The sequence below is a fragment of the Candidatus Pelagibacter sp. HIMB1485 genome (assembly GCF_052048055.1).
In the GTDB taxonomy this organism is placed as follows: Bacteria; Pseudomonadota; Alphaproteobacteria; order Pelagibacterales; family Pelagibacteraceae; genus Pelagibacter.
Genome location: NZ_JBNAIN010000002.1, coordinates 871,862 through 890,739 on the forward strand (window position 1 = coordinate 871,862; position 18,878 = coordinate 890,739).

An 18,878-nucleotide genomic window follows, 5' to 3' on the forward strand; every position below is an offset into this window, starting at 1 on the left:
TATTAGCTATAAGATAATTCCATGGCGCGATATATATTTGTCACTGGCGGCGTGGTTTCATCCCTTGGAAAAGGTCTATCATCAGCATCATTAGCTTATCTATTACAGTCACGTGGGTATAAAGTTAGGCTTAGAAAATTAGATCCTTACTTAAATGTAGATCCTGGAACAATGAGTCCATTCCAGCATGGAGAAGTTTTTGTAACAGATGATGGCGCTGAAACAGATTTAGATTTAGGTCACTATGAAAGATTTTCAGGAGTTACTGCAAAGAAAACAGATAATATTACTACAGGAAAAATTTATAGCGATGTTCTGAGAAAAGAAAGAAAAGGAGAATATCTTGGAAAGACAGTACAAGTTATTCCACATATAACCGATAGAATTAAAGAATTTATTAAATACGATACGTCAAAAGAAGATTTTGTAATTTGCGAAATAGGTGGAATTGTAGGAGATATTGAAAGTTTACCATTTGTTGAGGCTATAAGACAATTTTCAAATGATATCGGGAAAAAAAATGCTTTATTTATTCATTTAACTTTAGTTCCATATTTAAAAGCATCAGATGAAATAAAAACTAAACCAACACAACACTCCGTAAAAGAATTGAGAAGTATTGGTATTCAACCTGATATAATTATTTGTAGATCAGAAAGACCAATACCTTTAGAGCATAGAAAAAAAATATCTCTATTTTGTAATGTTGATATTAAAAATGTAATTGAAACGGTTGATGTAAAAACAATTTATGAAGCACCAATTAGTTTTGCTAAAGAAAAGTTAGATGTTCAAGTTTTAGATTACTTTAAAATAAAATCTAAAAAATCAAATAACCTAAATCCTTGGAAGAAAATTACCAAAATTACACTTAATACAAAAAAACAAGTTAATATTGCGATAATAGGTAAGTATGTTGAATTAAAAGATGCATATAAATCATTAGATGAAGCCTTAACGCATGGAGGAATTACAAACAACTTGAAGGTAAATTTAGTTAGAATTGATTCAGAAAAATTAAAAGTTTCTGAAATTAAAAGCAAACTTAAAAATGTTTCAGGTATTCTAATACCAGGAGGATTTGGAAAAAGAGGAACTGAGGGAAAAATCGAAGCAATTAAATATTCAAGAATTAATAAAATACCATTTTTAGGTATTTGTTACGGTATGCAAATGGCAATAATAGAATTTGCTAGAAATAAATTAAAAATTAAAAAAGCAACTTCTTCTGAGTTTGATAAAGGTGGTGTTCATATAATTGGTTTAATGAATGAGTGGGAAAAAAGTGGAAAAAAAGTTAAAGGTACAGATAAAAATTTAGGTGGAACAATGAGACTTGGTTCTTATGATGCAATTTTAAAAGATAAGTCTAAAATTAGAGATATTTATAAATCAAGATTAATCAAAGAAAGACACAGACATAGATATGAAGTGGATATTTCATTTAAGGAAAAATTTGAGAAAAATGGACTAATATTTTCTGGTTTATCGCCAGATAATAAACTTCCTGAGATAATTGAACTTAAAAATCATCCTTGGTTTATTGGAGTTCAGTTCCATCCTGAATTTAAATCTAGACCTTTATCTCCTCATCCTTTATTCTCTTCATTTATCAAAGCAGCAAAAAATCATAAATGAGTAGTATTACAGTCAATTGTGGGAACATAGAAATTTCAAATGATAAAAAAATTTGTATTATTGCTGGTCCATGTCAGCTTGAAACAGAACAGCATGCAATGGACATGGCTGGAAAAATAAAAGAAATAACTTCCAAATATGGTTTAGGTTTTATTTATAAAACTTCTTTTGATAAAGCTAACCGAACAAGTTTAAAAGGTAAGAGGGGTGCTGGTTTGGAAGCTTCATTACCTGTGTTTAACAAAATTAAAAAAGAATTAAATATTCCAATTTTAACAGATATTCATAATTCAGAGCAATGTTCAATAGTTGCTAATCATGTTGATGTTTTGCAAATTCCAGCTTTTCTTTGTAGACAAACTGATCTTTTAATTGCTGCTGCAAAAACAAATAAAATTATAAATGTTAAAAAGGGTCAATTTTTAGCACCTTGGGACATGGTAAATGTTACAAAAAAAATATCAGACTCAGGAAACTCAAATATTCTTGTTACTGAAAGAGGTGCAAGTTTTGGATACAACACTTTGGTTTCTGACATGAGATCTTTACCTATTATGGCCAAGAATGGTTATCCAGTTATTTTTGATGCAACGCATTCAGTTCAGCAACCTGGAGGACAAGGAGAGTCTTCTGGTGGTCAAAGAGAATTTGTTGAGTATCTTGCAAGAGCAGCTGTTGCTGTAGGGGTTGCTGGTGTGTTTATAGAAACTCATCAAGATCCTGATAATGCACCATCTGATGGACCAAATATGGTTCCTCTAGATAAACTAGAAAATTTACTAAAACAGTTAACCGAAATTGATAAACTTATTAAGTGAGTAAAATAATAAAAGTTAAAGCACGACAAGTTTTTGATAGTCGAGGAAATCCAACAGTAGAAGCTGAGGTTTACACAAATAATTCCAGTGCGTCTGCAATATGCCCATCAGGTGCATCAACTGGCACATACGAAGCTTTTGAAAAAAGAGATAAAAATAATAAAAAATATTTAGGTAAAAGTGTTTTAAAAGCTGTTGAATTAGTAAATTCAAAAATCTCAAAAAAATTAAAAGGACAAAACGTTCATAATCAAGAGAGAATTGATGCCTTGTTGATTAATTTAGACGGTACTAGACAAAAAACCAATTTAGGTGCAAATGCTATGCTTGCTGTATCAATGGCAGTAAAAAAACTTTCTGCAAAAGTAAAAAAACTACCTCTCTACAAAACTTTTTTTTTAAAAAATAATTTTCAATTACCTTATCCATTAATGAATATTATTAATGGTGGAGCTCATGCCAACAATGGTCTTAGAATTCAAGAATTTATGATAAGACCTGATAGAGCAAAAAGTTTCTCAGAGGCAATGAGGATTTGTTTTGTTGTTATTAAAAACCTAAGTATTTTAATTAAAAACAAAGGTTATTCTACATCAGTTGGTGATGAAGGTGGTTTTGCACCTATGATTAGTAGTAATAACCAGGCTCTTGATTTGATTGTTTCAGCAATTAAGAAATCTAGATTTGTTAATGGTAAAGATGTTTCAATTTGTTTGGATGTAGCAGCAAATGAACTATTAAAAAAAAACAAATATTCAATTCATTCAAAAAGTTTTGTTTCTGTTGAAAAATCAATCAAAGAATACCAAAAAATTATTAAGAAATATAAAATTAAATCGATAGAAGATCCTTTTGCTGAAAATGATTGGTTAGCTTGGAATAAATTAATGCGTTCTGTGAAAAAAGTCCAGATTGTAGGAGACGATCTTTATGTCACAAATCTTGAAAGACTTAAAAAAGGTTTTTTAAATATTTCATCAAATTCTATATTAATTAAGCTTAATCAAATTGGTACTGTTTCAGAAACTCTAGATGTAATTAAATTTGCTCAAACTATTGGCTATAAAACAATAATTTCTCATAGATCTGGAGATAGTGAAGATACATTTATTGCTGATTTAGCAGTTGGAACAAATTCTAACCAAATCAAAACTGGATCTTTAGCACGTTCAGAAAGAGTTGCTAAATATAATCAATTAATCCGAATTGAAGAAGAACTTGGAAATAAGGCAAGAATGAATAAGATCAATTAATGTTAAGATTAATAAAAAAAAATTTTTTTTTATTAACTTCAATTTTTTTAATATTTTATTTCATTTTTAATCTAGTTTCTGGAGAAAGGGGTCTTTTTTCATATTTTGAAAAAAAAGAACTTTTGTCCAACTTGAAAAATGAAGAAGCATTATTAATTAATAAAATAGAAGATATTGATCATAAAAATTCTTTGTTGAGTAAAAATCTAGATTTAGATTATGTAGAAATCTTAATTAGAGAAAGATTTTTATTTGGTAAAAAAAATGAAACAATTTATTTAATTAAAAAAGATGAAAAGTAGACATCCTGAAAAAGAAAATAAGCCGATTAATCCAATTAAAAAAAAACCAGATTGGATCAGATCAAAGCTTACAAATAGTAAAGAATTTTTTTTAACAAAAACAATAGTTAACAATAACAATCTTGTAACTGTTTGCCAGGAAGCAAACTGTCCAAATATTACAGAGTGCTGGAGCAAGAGACATGCAACTTTTATGATAATGGGTGATACTTGCACAAGAGCATGTGCGTTCTGTGATGTTAAAACTGGCGTTCCAGGAAATTTAGATCCATTGGAACCAGTTAAAATTGCAGAGGCTGTAAAAAAGTTAAATTTAAAACATGTCGTAATAACCTCAGTTGATAGAGATGATCTAAATGATGGAGGATCTGAACATTTTTATGATGTGATCAACCAAACAAGAAAATCAAACCCAAATACAACTATAGAAGTTTTAACACCAGATTTTTTAAGAAAAGGGGAAGCATATAAAAAAGTTATTGATGCTAAACCAGATGTTTTTAATCACAATATTGAGACTGTTCCCAGTCTTTATTTAAAAGTAAGACCAGGATCCAGATATTTTGCATCCTTAGAACTTTTAAAAAATGCTAAAAAAATTGATAAAAATATTTTTACTAAATCTGGAATTATGGTTGGGTTAGGAGAAACAAGAGATGAAATATTACAAGTTATGGATGATTTAAGAGCGGCTGATGTAGATTTTATAACTATCGGCCAATACTTGCAGCCATCAACAAAACATTTTCCATTAGATAGATATTATACGCCAAAAGAATTTGATGATTTAGGAACTATAGCAAAAGCTAAAGGATTTTTATTAGTTTCCTCATCACCTTTAACAAGATCTTCTTATCATGCTGATGAGGATTTTGCTAAGTTACAACAAAATAGAATAAAAAGTAATTAATGCCTAAAGCATCAGTTACACGTCACATCGCACGTGATAAACAAACATTAATTGATTTTGTTTTAGATATAGAAAGGTATCCTGAATTCATTCCATTTTGCATAGACTCAAAAGTTTATGAAACTAATGACGAGGGAGATGTAAAAAAAATAATTGCTGATCTGACCATTGGCAAAAGACCCTTTATAGATACTTATAAAAGCGATGTCAGATATGATAAAAAAAATGACTCTATTCATGTAACCAATATTGATGGTCCCTTAAAACATCTTGAAAATAATTGGAAATTTGTAGAAAAAGATAATTTAACAGAAGTTCAATTTGATGTTGATTTTGAAATTAAAAATAAGTTTTTGAATTTAATAATGGAAAAATCATTTCAATTTGGTTTAAACAAAATAGCTGATGCTTTTCAAAAAAGAGCTGAAAATCTCTAAGAAATAATTTTTGTAATTTTATTTAATACTTCTCTTACTGTATTTTTTTGAATATTTGATCTGTTCCTAGATTTAAATTTATTTTCTAAAATTAATAAATATTTTCCTGTTTTAATCCCAATATAGACAAGACCAACTGGTTTTAATTTTGATCCTCCTCCTGGCCCAGCTATACCAGTAATTGATACATTAATTGTGCTTTTCGAAATTTTAGATAAATTTTTTACCATTGCTTCACAGCATTCTTTGCTTACGGCACCATATTTTTTAATGATATTACTATTTACTTTTAAGATTTTGATTTTTGCATCATTAGAGTAAGTAATTAAACCCATATGAAAATATTTGGATGAATTAGCTAATTTTGTAAGATTGCTAGCCAACAAACCTCCTGTACAAGATTCAGCTACAGAAATTGTTAATTTTTTATCTATTAATTTTTTATGTAGTTTTTTTAAACTCATTAAAATACCAAACTAACTAAATAAATTATGATCATTGAATATAGTCCAGCCATTATATCATCCATAATTATGCCAAAATAATTTTTATGATTTTTATCGAAATAGCTTACAGGAAATGGTTTAAAAATATCAAAAAATCTAAATGATAGTAAAGAAATAATATAATAAAATTCAATAGCAATATTGATTTGATTGGTTTGATTTAAATATAGCAAAAGTATCAAAGGCATTGATTGACCCAAAACTTCATCAATTACAATTTGTCTAGGATCTTTATTTTCAAATTCACTCTCTGTGTCTTTGACTGCATAAAAAGAGTAAAAAAACAAAATAATAAAAAAGACTATCGAGAATTTTAAACTTGTATAATCAAGAATTTCATAAGCTATATAAATAAAGACCGTTGTAACAATTGAAGCAACAGTACCAGGCATTTTTGTTAAGTATCCGTAACCAAAGAAAGTTGAGATTAAAACATTAATTTTTTTCATTTTGATATCGAACAAATTACTTCACAGGCAATTGCTTTTTCTTTTCCTATTAATCCAAGTTTTTCTGTAGTCTTACCTTTTAAATTAATTAAATTTTTATTTAAATCTAAAAGATTAGAAAGCGAATTTATTATTTTATCTCTGTATTTTGATATTTTTGGTTTTTCACAGATCAAATTTATATCTAAATTATTGATATGGTAATTATTTGAATTTAACAATTCTATTATTGGTTTTAGCATTTTTGGAGATCTAATATTTTTAAATTTGTTACTGTTATCTGGAAAAAAAGTTCCAATATCTTTTTTTCTCATAGCTCCTAATATCGAATCAATTATTGAATGAATAATTACATCACCATCAGAGTGTCCTTTTAATCCTGAGTGATAAGGTATTTTAATACCTCCCAAATAAAGTTTTTTACCTTTGATTAATCTATGAATATCAAATCCTAAACCAAAGTAGGTTTTTTTTTCTTTTATATCTTCTTTGAAAGTAATTTTAGTATTTAAATTTTCACCTTGAACAAATTTTACTTTAAGATTGTTTTCAATAAATATTGTTGCTTCGTCTGAAACTACCTTTTTTTGTTTTGTTGATAATTTATATAAATCTTTAAACTTAAAAGCCTGAGGGGTTTGTGTTAAAATAGAATTATCTCTGCTTAAATTGAATATTTGATTTTTAATTTTATACTTGATTGAGTCTTTAGATTTAATTGCAGGTATTACTGCTTTATATTTTTTTAGTGAAGTTATTAATTTATTTAACAGATTTATTGTAAAATTTGGTCTTGCAGCATCATGTATTAGTACATTGGTGGGTTTGTATTTTTTAATAAACTTTAAAGCAATCAATGAAGAATCAGACCTTTCTTTCCCACCAATAATAATTGAAACATTTTTAGGAAATTTTTCTTTAATTTCCTTTTTATTGTTAACTACAATCACTATTTTTTTGAAAAGTTTTGATTTTAAAGCTTTATCAAGAGAGTGTTTGAATAAAGGCTTACCCTTGTAAATGTTGTATTGTTTAGGTTTTTTCGAATTAAACCTTTTGCTTTGTCCTGATGCAAGTATTATAAAATAGTTACTCATATTTATAGAAATTTTATACCCAAATGTCAGATTTTATTAAGAAAAACATTTATTTGATAATATTATTTATTATCACATTATCGATAGGTTTTTTAACATTTTTAACTTTTATTGATAAAGGATTTATAAAACTAACTGATAAAAATTTACAATATCTTTTAATATTAAATATCCTTCTTCTAACTACCTTTTTTGTATTTATTTTTTTTGAAATTAGAAGAGCAATTAAAACAGATATTGATAAAGACGGTTTAAAATCTAACAAAAAGTATATCACTGTATTTGCTCTATTTACTTTAATACCTTCAGTTTTAATTTCTATTTTTTCATTATTCCTTTTTTCTTTTGCCTTAGAAAAATATTTCGACAAGAAAGTTACAACTGTAGTTAATAATTCTTATGAGTTAGCTAAAAATTATGTAGAGGAAATTAGAAATAAAATTCAATCAGATATTGTTTTAATAGCCTTTGATACCAATAAAAGTAAAAATTTTTTAAATGATAATCCAAATGAATATAAGAGATTTTTAGATACCCAGAAATTAATTAGAGGTGTTGATGAAATTCACATCATAAATATTGATAAAAAATTATTATTTACATCGCTAAAAGATGACCAGCCATATGCGCCTCCTGTAGATAGAGCTTTGGCACTCGTTCTTGACGATGATAGACCTTTAAAAATTATAAACGCTCCAGAAAATATGTCTGCAGCCATAATGAGGTTGCAAAATTATGATAATAGATTTTTGTATGTAATTAAATATTTAGATAAAGATATTTCAAAATACTTAACTGAATCTCAAGAAGCTATAAATTTTTATTATACTGTTGAGGAAAAGAGCACAGGTATTAAAATATCTTTTGCAATTATTTATGTAATAGTTGTTAGCGTTCTATTGTTTGTCTCTATATCGATAGCTATAAGATTTTCTTCTAGGTTTTTTAGATCCATAAACAATTTAATTAATGCATCAGTATCTATTGGTGAGGGAAAATTTGATACAAAGGTTCCTGAAGTAAAAACTGATAAAGATTTAGAAATTTTAAATAAAAATTTCAATTTAATGATTGATAGACTTAGAAATCAACAAGAAAAATTAATCATTAATGAAAGACATGAAGCATGGAGTAATTTAGCCAGAAAACTGGCGCATGAAATTAAAAATCCTTTAACCCCAATTCAGTTAACAATAGATAGAATGAAAACAAAATATTCTAATCAAGTTAATGAAAACGAAAAACAAAATTTTGATGAGAATTTAAAGATAATAAATAACCAAATTAAACAAATAGGAAATTTAGTTAATGAATTTTCAGATTTTGCACGTATGCCAAAACCCATTTTAAAAGAAAATAATTTAATTCAAATTATTCAGGAGAATATAAAATTATTAAATGAACTGGATAATTCGATTAATATTTCCATTAACAACAATCAAAAAGAAATTTTTTTAAATAGTGATAAAGAACAGCTTGCAAGGGTTTTCTTTAATTTAATTAAAAATTCTATCGAAAGTATTCAACAAAGAGCAGAAAATGACAGTAAATTAGAGAAAAAAATCACCATTGAAGTTAATGAGGAAAATAACCACATAATAATCAACTTAATAGATAATGGTATTGGTTTCGGGATATTTGCAGCAAATATTAAAGATATTTTAAATCCATACTTTACTACTAAAAAAAATGGAACTGGATTGGGTCTTTCAATAGTAAGTAAAATTATAAATGATCACAATGGAAAAATTGAATTTATACCTTTAGATGAAGGTGCAAAAATTAAAATAGATTTTATTAAATAGAATGAGTTCTGAAATTTTAATTGTAGATGATAATGCCGATATAAGGAATATTATTAATGAGTTAATTTTGGATGCTGGTTACAAAACAAGACTTGCTGCTAATTACAATCAAGCATTATCAGAGATAGATAAAAAACTTCCAGATGTTGCAATACTTGATGTTAAATTAGATAAGGGTGATAATGATGGGATAGAGTTGTTGTCACATATTAAATCAAAAGATAAAGATGTACCTGTTATAATAATATCAGGACATGCAAATATAGAAATGGCTGTAAAATCCCTTCATGAAGGTGCTTTTGAATTTATTGAAAAACCTTTTGATCAAGAGAGATTACTTAATTTTGTTAGAAGGGCAGTTGAGAATTACAATCTTAAAAAGCAAAATAAAGAATATGAAACAAAGTTGTTTTCATCATATGAATTAATTGGAAATAGTAAAAATATTTTAAATATAAACGACCAAATTAAAAAAATTTCAATAACAGAAAGTAGAGTATTTATTAATGGTCCATCAGGGTCTGGAAAAGAATTAATAGCAAGAAAAATTCATAAATTGTCAAAAAGAAATAAAAATCCTTTTGTAGTTTTAAATGGTGCTTTGCTAGACTCAAATAAATATGAGTTGGAATTGTTTGGAGAAGAAAAAGACAACGGCTCTATATCTTATGGAGCGTTAGAAAAAGCTAACAAAGGAACCTTATTGATAGATCAAGTTTCAGAGATACCTTTAGATATACAGTCAAAAATTTTGAGAGTTCTAACAGATCAAAAATTTAAAAGAGTTAATGGTTCAAATGATATAAGTGTAAATGTTAGATTAATATGCTCCTCGAGTAAGGATTTGAAGAAAGAAATTGAAATAGGAAATTTTAGAGAAGATTTATTTCATAGGCTTAATGTTTTTGAAATAAACGTTGAACCATTGAGCCAACGTATTTCAGATATTCCACTTTTGATTAAATATTTTTCAAAAAAAATATCTGAAAATTACAATATTAATGAATTAGAAATAGATGAAGACAATACTTATATCCTAAATCATGATTGGCACGGTAATGTTAGAGAATTGAGAAATTTAATTGAACGAATTGCAATTTTACAACCCGACACAAAGGAAAAAATTTCAAATATAATAAAAGAATCCTTGAAAAATATTAATTTCAATGAACAATTGACTGAAAACAGTCTATCTGTGCCATTAAAAGAGGCTAGAGAAAAATTTGAAAAGGAGTATTTAACTATTCAACTGAAAAAATTTAATGGAAATATTTCAAAAACAGCAAATTTCGTTGGAATGGAAAGAAGTGCCTTACACCGAAAATTAAAAGGTTTAGGAATTAAAGAATTTAATTAAATGAACATAATCATTTGTGGCGCAGGTAGAGTAGGCTTCACTATTGCTAAACAGCTTAGTGATCAAGGTCATTCTATTACTGTAATAGATCCATCAAGCGAAGATATTCAAAAAATTGATGACGCACTTGATGTTAAAGCTATTGTTGGAAAAGGAAGTTATCCATCAATTCTTGAAAAGGCTAATGCGCAAGAGGCTGATATGATTATAGCAGTAACTCGAAATGACGAAATTAATATGGTTATATGCCAAATTGCATTTTCTATTTTTAAAATACCAAAAAAGATTGCGAGAATAAGATCTCAGGATTATTTAAATCCAAAGTTTACAACGGTTTATAACAAAGAAAACTTACCAATAGATGTTATTATTTCACCAGAAATTGAAATTGCTAAATCAATCCAAAGAAAGCTCGAAGCTCCTGGTGCCTTAGATAGTGTTCCTTTTGCAGAAAATAAAATTAGGTTACTTGAAATATTAATTAATGAAAATTGTAGTTTGATTAATATTAAATTAAGTGATCTCACAAAAAAATACCCTAATCTTAAAGCAAATGTAATTGGCGTAATAAGAGAAGATAGGTTTTTTATTCCCAAAAAAACTGATGAAATAAAAACTAATGATAAGATTTATGTGATTATAAATTCAACTCAAATGTCTGAAACATTGGAAGCATTTGGACACACCGAAAAAGTTTCTAAAAAAATTCTTATAGTTGGTGGAGGAAATATTGGTTTTAATTTAGCTAAAAATATTGAGGAAAATTTAGATGCTGCGAGAGTAAAAATTATTGAGAAAAACAAAGACAGAGCTGAATTTCTTGCAAGCGAACTGAACAATACAATAGTTATCAATGGAGATGCGTTAGATGAGGAAGTTTTAGCTGAGGCAAATTTAGAAGAAGCAGAGACTGTTTTAGCTCTTACAAACGATGATGAAGATAATTTAATGGTAAGTGTTTTAGTCGAAAAATTTGCAAAAGATGAAAAAGAAATCGATGACAAAAGAACAATGGCCTTAATTAATAAGCCAAATTATTCATTATTACAAAATTCACTTAAAATTGATGATTTGATTGATCCCAGAATGAATACTGTGTCGAGTATTTTAAAACATATTCATAAAGGAACAATTGAAACAGCTTATACAATTATGAACGGTGAATACGAGGTAATAGAGGCCGAGATAATTGAGACATCTGAATTAATTAACAAAGAATTAAAAAATTCTAATCTTCCTGAGGAAATTCGAATTGGTGCTATTCTTAGAGACGAAAAAGTAATTATACCTAGATCAGACTTTGTATTTCAAAAAGATGATAAAGTTGTTTTTTTAGCCAAAAAAGATTCAATCTCAGTTGTTGAAAATATTTTTAGAATTAGCTCAATTTAATTAAATGCCAATACTTCGGGTAAAATATTTAAGTTTTTTCTTTTTATTAATTTCAGTTTTTTCTTTTTTAAATATTATCTACTCTTATTATTTTAATTTATACTTAAACTTAAATACATATTACTTTAGTTTCGTAATCTCTGGTTTAATTAGTTTCATCTTTTATAAAATTGATACCTTGGATAAAAAACCTACAATATTTGAAAAAATACTAACAGTACTTTTGGGGTATTTTTTTATGCCATTAGTGTTATCCATTCCATTTTATTTTAGTATTTATAATTTAACTTTTTTAAACGCTTTATTTGAAGCAGTGTCTGGCTTTACATCAACCGGTTTTACAATATTTGAAAATATAAAGCATATTGATCAGGGTTTAATAATATGGAGATCATCTATTCAATGGATAGGTGGATTATACTTTTTATTTTCTATAATTTTTTTGATTGATATTTATGATGAAAACTTAAAAAAATCTCTTACAAATTTTTTATCATTTAATACAACCGAAATTTTAAAACAAACAATTAAAATATTTATTTTATATTCAAGCTTAACATTATCTATTTTTATAATTCTTAATTTATTTGGAATTAGATCTTTTAATTCATTAAATTTATCAATGACTATTATTTCATCAGGTGGTTTTTTACCAGTAAATGATCTCTCAACAATACTAACTCAAAATTCACAGATAATAATTTTTTCATTATTAATGCTAGTTTCTTTTTTCAGTATTTTCTTTATATACAATTTAATCTTTTTAAGAAAAAATATTAATTTTTTTCATGAGGATATTCATCTATTTTTATACTTTGTAATAACAGTTGGGATATTTTTTATATTTTTTAGTTACGATAATACTTTTTCTTATAGTTTTTTATCTTTAGTAAGTAGTATTTCAAATATAGGAATTTCATTGAATGTTGAACAAACTAATCTTCAATTTTTGTATTTACTTTTGGTTATAATTGGAGGTTCATTTATTTCTACAAGTTCAGGATTAAGATTTTTAAAAATTTACTCTTTAACAAAATATTCTTTAAATCAAATACTTTCATTTAGCAGACCAAAAAATGTATTTATGAATAAGCTAGTATTTTCTAAAATTAACTTTGCAACTCATGATATAAACAAATATTTTCTTACAATTGTTATTTTTATAATCTCACTTTTTTCATTAACAATTTTTTTATCTTTGAGTGAAATCAATTTTGAATATTCATTTAAACTGGCAGTATTAACATTAATGAATACTGTTAATTCTTCAGCTTATGGAATGGGTGATTTTGATTTTCAAAATTTACATTTTATTACTAAATATATTCTTATTTTCTTTATGATTATCGGCCGTATTGAATTATTATCTTTATTATTGATAGCTAAAAAATTTCTGTTTAAATATTAAATTTGTAATATATATGTATTTCAAATATTGCGCCCTTAGCTCAGCTGGATAGAGCATCGGTTTTCTAAACCGAGGGTCGTAGGTTCGAATCCTTCAGGGCGCGCCATTTCTTGGTCTTTTGACCATAATTTCTTCTTGAAGTAGTTTTTCTAAAATGTTTTAATCCTGCGAATTCAAAACTTAGTTTTGAATTATTTGTTAACAAATAATAATAACTAAAAGGAAGAATAATGTTTAAATACTTAAAACAATTAACTTCTTTAGTAGCAATGGTTGCAGTGTTGTTTACTTTTACAACAGAAACTATGGCTGCTAAAAAATCTAAAACACTTAAAAACACTCAGAAGAAGGGTTTTGTAAGATGTGGAGTATCTCAAGGTCTTCCAGGATTTTCTAATGCTGATGCAGCAGGAAATTGGACTGGTATTGACGTTGATGTATGTAGAGCGGTAGCTGCTGCAGTACTAGGTGATGCAAACAAAGTTAAGTTTACACCATTAAGTGCTAAAGAAAGATTTACAGCTTTAACTTCTGGTGAGATTGATATCTTATCAAGAAACACAACTTGGACTCTTTCTAGAGATGCTGATATCGGACTAACTTTCGTTGGAGTAAACTTCTACGATGGTCAAGGTTTCATGGTTAGAAAAAGTTCTGGTATTACTTCAACAAGCCAATTCAAAAATGGTATCTCAGCTTGTACAAACATTGGTACAACAACTGAGTTAAACATGAGAGACTTCTTTAACTCTAAAGGAATTTCTTATGAGCCAGTTGCTTTTGAAAAAGCTGACGAAGTTGTAGCTGCTTATGATGCTGGTAGATGTGATACTTACACTACTGATAAATCAGGTCTTGCTGCACAAAGAACTAAAATGACTAACCCAGATGATCACATTGTATTACCTGAAACTGTTTCTAAAGAGCCTTTAGGACCAGTTGTTAGACAAGGTGACTCAGTATGGGAAGATATCGTCAGATGGTCTTTAAATGCTATGATCGAAGCTGAGGAGTATGGAATTACTTCAGCTAATGCAGATTCTATGAAAACTTCAGACAATCCAGCTGTAAAAAGATTAGTTGGTGCTGAAGGTGAATTAGGTGCTGCTTTTGGTCTAGATAATGAGTGGAGCTTAAGAATTATCAAGCAAGTTGGTAACTACGGTGAAAGCTACAAAAGAAATATAGCTGACACTGGAATTTTACCAGACAGAGGTCCAAATGAATTATGGACTAAAGGTGGAATTCTTTACGTACCACCTGCAAGATAATTGCATATTTAACTAATTAAAAAGGGCTAGATTTTTCTAGCCCTTTTTTTTATAAGCTCTTAAATGAACTTCAAATTACAAAAAATAGTTCCTCAATTAATTACAGTTTTAGCAGTAGTTCTAGTTTTTGGTTTCTTTAGTTATAACGCCCAAGTCAATATGGAAAACAGAGGTATTGATTTTGGATATGGTTTTTTATCTCAAGAATCTTCATTTGATGTTCAATTTTCTTTAATAGAATACGACGGATCACATTCTTATTTTAGAGCATATCTCGTTGGTTTGTTAAACACTATTTTAGTTTCTGTAATTGGAATTTTCATTGCAACTATACTTGGAATAATTGTTGGTGTAGCAAGACTTTCGCCAAATTATTTAATTAATAAATTTGCAGCTTTTTACGTAGAATTTTTTAGAAATATTCCATTACTTTTACAAATATTTTTTTGGTATTTTGCAGCTTTAAGAGCTTTACCATTACCTCAAGATGCTGATGCAATGTTTGGTGTTTTCTTTTTAACTATTAAAGGTCTGTATGTTCCAGCTTTTGTTTGGGAAAATTTTAATGTTTTCTTTTATTCAGTAGTTGCAGCAATAATTGCAATAGTTGTTATCAGAGTTCATGCGAGAAAAGTTCAAGAAACTCAAGGTAAACAATTACCAGTTTTATGGATATCTTTAGGATTAATTTTTATATTACCTTTATTTAGTTTTTTAATAGGAGGTGTAAACCTTTCTTTTGAGATACCTAAATTAAAACAATTAGCTGCAACTTCTTACAGATACGAAGGTGGATTAAATTTACCACCTGAATTAATTGCATTAACTTTATCTTTAGCATTATATACTGCAACTTTTATTGCAGAGTGTGTAAGAGCTGGAATTCAAGGTGTTGGAAAAGGACAAAAAGAAGCCGCCGCATCTATCGGTTTAAATCCAAATCAAGTTTTAAAATTAGTTGTAATGCCTCAAGCTTTAAGAATTATTATACCACCAACTACTAACCAATATTTAAATTTAACTAAAAATTCATCATTAGCTGCTGCAATTGCATATCCAGATTTAGTTTTAGTATTTGCAGGTACTGCGTTAATGCAAACAGGAAAGGCAATTGAGATCGTTTCTATTACAATGCTTACTTACTTAAGTTTGAGTATATCAATTTCTATATTGATGAATTGGTATAATAAAAAAATTGCTATTAAGGAAAAATAAATGTCAAAAATTAATTTTTTAAAACCAGATAAAGAAAATTTGAATACCTTTTTATATTTAGGTTCTTTATTATTTTTTGTTAGTGTTTTAGATGTATTTTTGAATTCATTTTTTAATGTTAACATTACAGGTTTCCTACCAACTTTGTTAAGTTTTGTGATCCCTTTAGTAATCGGATTTATAGGTCTTCACTTTATTAGAATAGAGCATAGTGGGTATAAATTTTTAGATAGTCTAAATAAAAATATCAATACTAATGGTTTTAATGCTGTTCTTTCATTATTAATTATTTTTGTAATCATTAAAGCAACACCACCAATTCTAAGTTGGTTTTTTGTTGATGCTAGTTTTGCAGGAGATAGTAAAGATGTTTGTTCTGGTACTGGTGCATGTTGGACATATATCAAAGTTTGGTTTAACAGATTTATGTATGGAATGTATCCAAATGCTGAACAATGGAGAATAAATTTATCTTTTATTTCTTTGGCTTTACTTGGGTCAGTTGGATATTTTGCTACAGAGAAATTTAAAAAGTATTTAACTTTATACTATGTAGTTATTTATCCTTTCATTGCGTTCTTGTTTATATTCTTTTTTATATCAGGCGGACCAGTATTTTTTGATTTCTCTTACGGTATAATTGCTGCAGTTATTTCAATTATTATTGGATTTTTTATTCCAAGTAGATTTAAGTTTTACTATTTTTTAATTGTTCCATTAACTCTTTATATTGTTCTTAAATACTTTGTTTTTTATGAGGAGTTAATTGAACTTGGTAAGCTTGATGGATTAAACTGGGTTGAAACTGGAGCATGGGGAGGGTTGTCTCTAACATTCATAATCTCGTTCTTCTGTTTAATTTTTTGTTTTCCTATAGGGATGGCTTTCGCCCTTGGTAGAAGATCTGAGTTACCTTTGATTAGATATATATCTGTAGGATTTATTGAGTTCTGGAGAGGGGTACCACTTATTACAGTTCTATTTATGTCTGCTGTAATGTTTCCAATGTTTTTACCGGAAGATTTTTTCATAGATAAATTGGTAAGAGCAATTATTGCAATTTCTTTATTTGAAGCTGCATATGTTGCAGAAGTAATTAGAGGAGGCTTGCAAGCTCTACCAAGAGGCCAATACGAGGCAGCAAAATCACTAGGTATGGGATATTGGAAGATGCATATATTTGTAATTTTACCTCAAGCACTTAAATTAGTAATCCCAGGTATTGCTAATACCTTCTTAGCTTTAGTAAAAGATACACCTTTAATATTTGTCGTTGGATTATTAGAGATAGTTGGAATGTTAAATTTAGCAAAAACTAATCCAGAATGGTTAGGATTTGCAATGGAAGGCTACGTATTTGCAGCAATAATTTTCTGGATTATTTGTTATGCAATGAGTAAGTATAGCTATAATCTAGAACAAAAATATAAAACAGAGCGATAATTATGTCTGATAGTATTATTCAAATTAAAAATGTAAATAAATGGTTTGGAGATTTCCAAGTATTAAAAGACATAAATTTAGAGGTTAAACCAAAAGAAAAAATTGTAGTTTGCGGACCGTCTGGATCAGGTAAATCCACATTAATTAGATGCATAAACAGATTAGAAGAACATCAACAAGGAGATATCATTGTTGATGGTAATACTTTAACAGAAGATACAAAAAATATTGAGCAAATTAGAGCTGAAGTTGGAATGGTATTCCAGCAATTTAATTTATTCCCGCATTTATCTATTGTAGATAACTGCACACTTGCTCCTATTTGGGTAAAAAAAATGCCTAAAAAAGAAGCTGAAGAATTAGCATTAAAACATTTGGAAAGAGTTCAAATTCTTGATCAAGCTCAAAAATTTCCAGGTCAATTATCTGGTGGTCAACAGCAAAGGGTGGCAATTGCTAGAGCACTATGTATGGAACCAAAGATTATGTTGTTTGATGAACCAACATCAGCCCTTGATCCTGAAATGATTAAGGAAGTTCTAGATGTAATGGTTGATTTGGCTAATCAAGGTATGACAATGATTGTTGTTACTCACGAGATGGGTTTTGCAAAAGAAGTTGCAGACAAAATGATCTTTATGGACGAAGGTATGATAGTGGAAAAAGCCGATACAAAAGAGTTTTTTGCTAATCCAAAGAGTGATCGTACCAAGCTTTTCTTAAGCCAAATCTTGTAAAATTTATATACATTCTAATCTTAACAATTGCTTGACAGGTTTTTAGTTTTTAAGGTTTTTTTATTAAAATAAATAAATTTTTCTATTGCAGTAATTAAAATAAATTTGTTCAATAGACTTTTAAAATTTAATTAAGAGGGGTCTTAATGGAAGATAATTTCAACAAACACTTGGGGAACAAACTTAAGTTAAGAAGATTGGCTTTAGGTTTAACACAAACAAAAGTAGCAAAAGCAATTAACGTAACATTTCAACAAATTCAAAAATATGAAAAAGGAACTAATGGAGTAAGTTCAATTAGGTTACTTCAACTTTCAAATTATTTAAAAGTGCCGATCAATTATTTCTTCGAAGATTTTTCAGAATATTTAGTTAACTTAGAAAAATCTCAAGAAGGACATATGAATGTTAATTATAATTTTTTAGCAAAAGTTTATTCAGAACTTAATGCTGATCAAAAATTAAAGTTTAACAAAACACTACAAATTTCAGGATCTAATATTTCTAAAGTAGTTTAATCATAACCAAAATGGGACCCCTTTGGTTAATTGTTTATTCTTAATATTTTAGATTAATTTTTTTTTGGCTCCTCGGGCAGGACTCGAACCTGCGACCAATTGATTAACAGTCAACTGCTCTACCAACTGAGCTACCGAGGAATATAAAAATCACAACTTACTTTTTTTTAAAACTAAAACAAGATTTTTTTTGGAGGCAACGCCCGGAATCGAACCGGGATACAAGGATTTGCAATCCTCTGCGTAACCATTCCGCCACGTTGCCTTCTTGTTTTAGACGAATAGCTTCAGGCCTTTTTATATTAAATTTTTTATATTAGTC

The 18,878-nt window shown here is 27.9% G+C and carries 18 protein-coding genes and 3 tRNA genes; 16 read left to right on the plus strand and 5 right to left on the minus strand.

The genetic code is table 11. The annotated features are described in order from the left end of the window. Window positions 1-21 precede the first annotated feature (21 nt). Genes ACTTA4_RS07035 through ACTTA4_RS07060 form a run of 6 tightly spaced genes read left to right on the plus strand, consistent with a single transcriptional unit; the run spans window position 22 to window position 5,358 of the window. Complete coding sequence (locus tag ACTTA4_RS07035) at window positions 22-1,638, plus strand: CTP synthase (protein WP_440634096.1); 1,617 nt, start codon at window positions 22-24, stop codon at window positions 1,636-1,638. Next, the gene (kdsA, locus tag ACTTA4_RS07040) at window positions 1,635-2,456 is read left to right on the plus strand and encodes a 3-deoxy-8-phosphooctulonate synthase (protein WP_440634097.1); all 822 of its coding nucleotides are present in this window, start codon (window positions 1,635-1,637) and stop codon (window positions 2,454-2,456) included. The genes ACTTA4_RS07035 and kdsA overlap by 4 nt, the downstream gene beginning before the upstream one ends. Continuing rightward, window positions 2,453-3,709, plus strand: coding sequence for a phosphopyruvate hydratase (gene eno / locus ACTTA4_RS07045; protein WP_440634098.1), 1,257 nt, complete (start codon window positions 2,453-2,455; stop codon window positions 3,707-3,709). Before kdsA ends, eno begins: the two co-directional genes overlap by 4 nt. Further along, window positions 3,709-4,011, plus strand: a complete 303-nt coding sequence (locus ACTTA4_RS07050; protein ID WP_440634099.1) for an FtsB family cell division protein — start codon at window positions 3,709-3,711, stop codon at window positions 4,009-4,011. The genes eno and ACTTA4_RS07050 overlap by 1 nt, the downstream gene beginning before the upstream one ends. Then, window positions 4,001-4,921 (plus strand): lipoyl synthase, encoded by a 921-nt coding sequence (gene lipA / locus ACTTA4_RS07055; RefSeq protein WP_440634100.1) that lies wholly within the window; start codon window positions 4,001-4,003, stop codon window positions 4,919-4,921. Before ACTTA4_RS07050 ends, lipA begins: the two co-directional genes overlap by 11 nt. Continuing rightward, window positions 4,921-5,358 carry a type II toxin-antitoxin system RatA family toxin gene (locus ACTTA4_RS07060; protein ID WP_440634101.1) on the plus strand — a complete coding sequence of 146 codons (438 nt, stop codon included), beginning with the start codon at window positions 4,921-4,923 and terminating at the stop codon, window positions 5,356-5,358. Before lipA ends, ACTTA4_RS07060 begins: the two co-directional genes overlap by 1 nt. On the opposite strand, the gene ACTTA4_RS07065 is transcribed toward ACTTA4_RS07060, so the two are convergent. The 3 genes from ACTTA4_RS07065 to ispF are packed head-to-tail and all read right to left on the minus strand — an operon-like array spanning window position 5,355 to window position 7,410. Beyond that, window positions 5,355-5,822 (minus strand): CinA family protein, encoded by a 468-nt coding sequence (locus ACTTA4_RS07065; RefSeq protein WP_440634102.1) that lies wholly within the window; start codon window positions 5,820-5,822, stop codon window positions 5,355-5,357. The genes ACTTA4_RS07060 and ACTTA4_RS07065 overlap by 4 nt on opposite strands. Further along, a complete protein-coding gene (locus tag ACTTA4_RS07070; protein WP_440634103.1) occupies window positions 5,822-6,313 on the minus strand; it encodes a phosphatidylglycerophosphatase A family protein in 492 nt (163 codons plus the stop codon). The genes ACTTA4_RS07065 and ACTTA4_RS07070 overlap by 1 nt, the downstream gene beginning before the upstream one ends. Further along, a complete protein-coding gene (gene ispF / locus ACTTA4_RS07075; protein WP_440634104.1) occupies window positions 6,310-7,410 on the minus strand; it encodes a 2-C-methyl-D-erythritol 2,4-cyclodiphosphate synthase in 1,101 nt (366 codons plus the stop codon). Before ispF ends, ACTTA4_RS07070 begins: the two co-directional genes overlap by 4 nt. A 23-nt stretch (window positions 7,411-7,433) precedes the next feature. On the opposite strand from ispF, the gene ACTTA4_RS07080 reads away from it, so the two are divergent. The 10 genes from ACTTA4_RS07080 to ACTTA4_RS07125 all read left to right on the plus strand — a co-directional run bounded on the left by ACTTA4_RS07080 (window position 7,434) and on the right by ACTTA4_RS07125 (window position 18,556). Further along, window positions 7,434-9,215, plus strand: coding sequence for an ATP-binding protein (locus tag ACTTA4_RS07080; RefSeq protein ID WP_440634105.1), 1,782 nt, complete (start codon window positions 7,434-7,436; stop codon window positions 9,213-9,215). A gap of 1 nt (window position 9,216) precedes the next feature. Continuing rightward, entirely contained in the window at window positions 9,217-10,572 is a 1,356-nt protein-coding gene (locus tag ACTTA4_RS07085) for a sigma-54-dependent transcriptional regulator (RefSeq protein WP_440634106.1), read from the plus strand. Further along, window positions 10,573-11,964, plus strand: coding sequence for a Trk system potassium transporter TrkA (gene trkA / locus ACTTA4_RS07090; RefSeq protein ID WP_440634107.1), 1,392 nt, complete (start codon window positions 10,573-10,575; stop codon window positions 11,962-11,964). A gap of 238 nt (window positions 11,965-12,202) precedes the next feature. Next, window positions 12,203-13,372: a TrkH family potassium uptake protein gene (locus tag ACTTA4_RS07095; protein ID WP_440634108.1), complete on the plus strand. Its 1,170-nt coding sequence runs from the start codon at window positions 12,203-12,205 to the stop codon at window positions 13,370-13,372. 29 nt (window positions 13,373-13,401) lie between these two features. Continuing rightward, a tRNA-Arg gene (locus tag ACTTA4_RS07100) sits at window positions 13,402-13,478 on the plus strand. 124 nt (window positions 13,479-13,602) lie between these two features. Beyond that, entirely contained in the window at window positions 13,603-14,643 is a 1,041-nt protein-coding gene (locus ACTTA4_RS07105) for an amino acid ABC transporter substrate-binding protein (protein WP_440634109.1), read from the plus strand. A 63-nt stretch (window positions 14,644-14,706) separates the two neighbouring features. Further along, a complete protein-coding gene (locus ACTTA4_RS07110; protein ID WP_440634110.1) occupies window positions 14,707-15,858 on the plus strand; it encodes an amino acid ABC transporter permease in 1,152 nt (383 codons plus the stop codon). Beyond that, a complete protein-coding gene (locus ACTTA4_RS07115) occupies window positions 15,859-17,301 on the plus strand; it encodes an amino acid ABC transporter permease (RefSeq protein ID WP_440634111.1) in 1,443 nt (480 codons plus the stop codon). Window positions 17,302-17,303: 2 nt separating this feature from the next. Continuing rightward, on the plus strand, window positions 17,304-18,038 hold the full coding sequence (locus ACTTA4_RS07120) for an amino acid ABC transporter ATP-binding protein (protein ID WP_316963573.1): 735 nt from the start codon (window positions 17,304-17,306) through the stop codon (window positions 18,036-18,038). A gap of 146 nt (window positions 18,039-18,184) precedes the next feature. Further along, window positions 18,185-18,556: a helix-turn-helix domain-containing protein gene (locus ACTTA4_RS07125; RefSeq protein ID WP_440634112.1), complete on the plus strand. Its 372-nt coding sequence runs from the start codon at window positions 18,185-18,187 to the stop codon at window positions 18,554-18,556. 65 nt (window positions 18,557-18,621) lie between these two features. Here ACTTA4_RS07125 and ACTTA4_RS07130 read toward each other — a convergent pair. Beyond that, window positions 18,622-18,697, minus strand: a tRNA-Asn gene (locus ACTTA4_RS07130). Window positions 18,698-18,747: 50 nt separating this feature from the next. Then, a tRNA-Cys gene (locus tag ACTTA4_RS07135) sits at window positions 18,748-18,821 on the minus strand. Window positions 18,822-18,878: the final 57 nt, after the last annotated feature.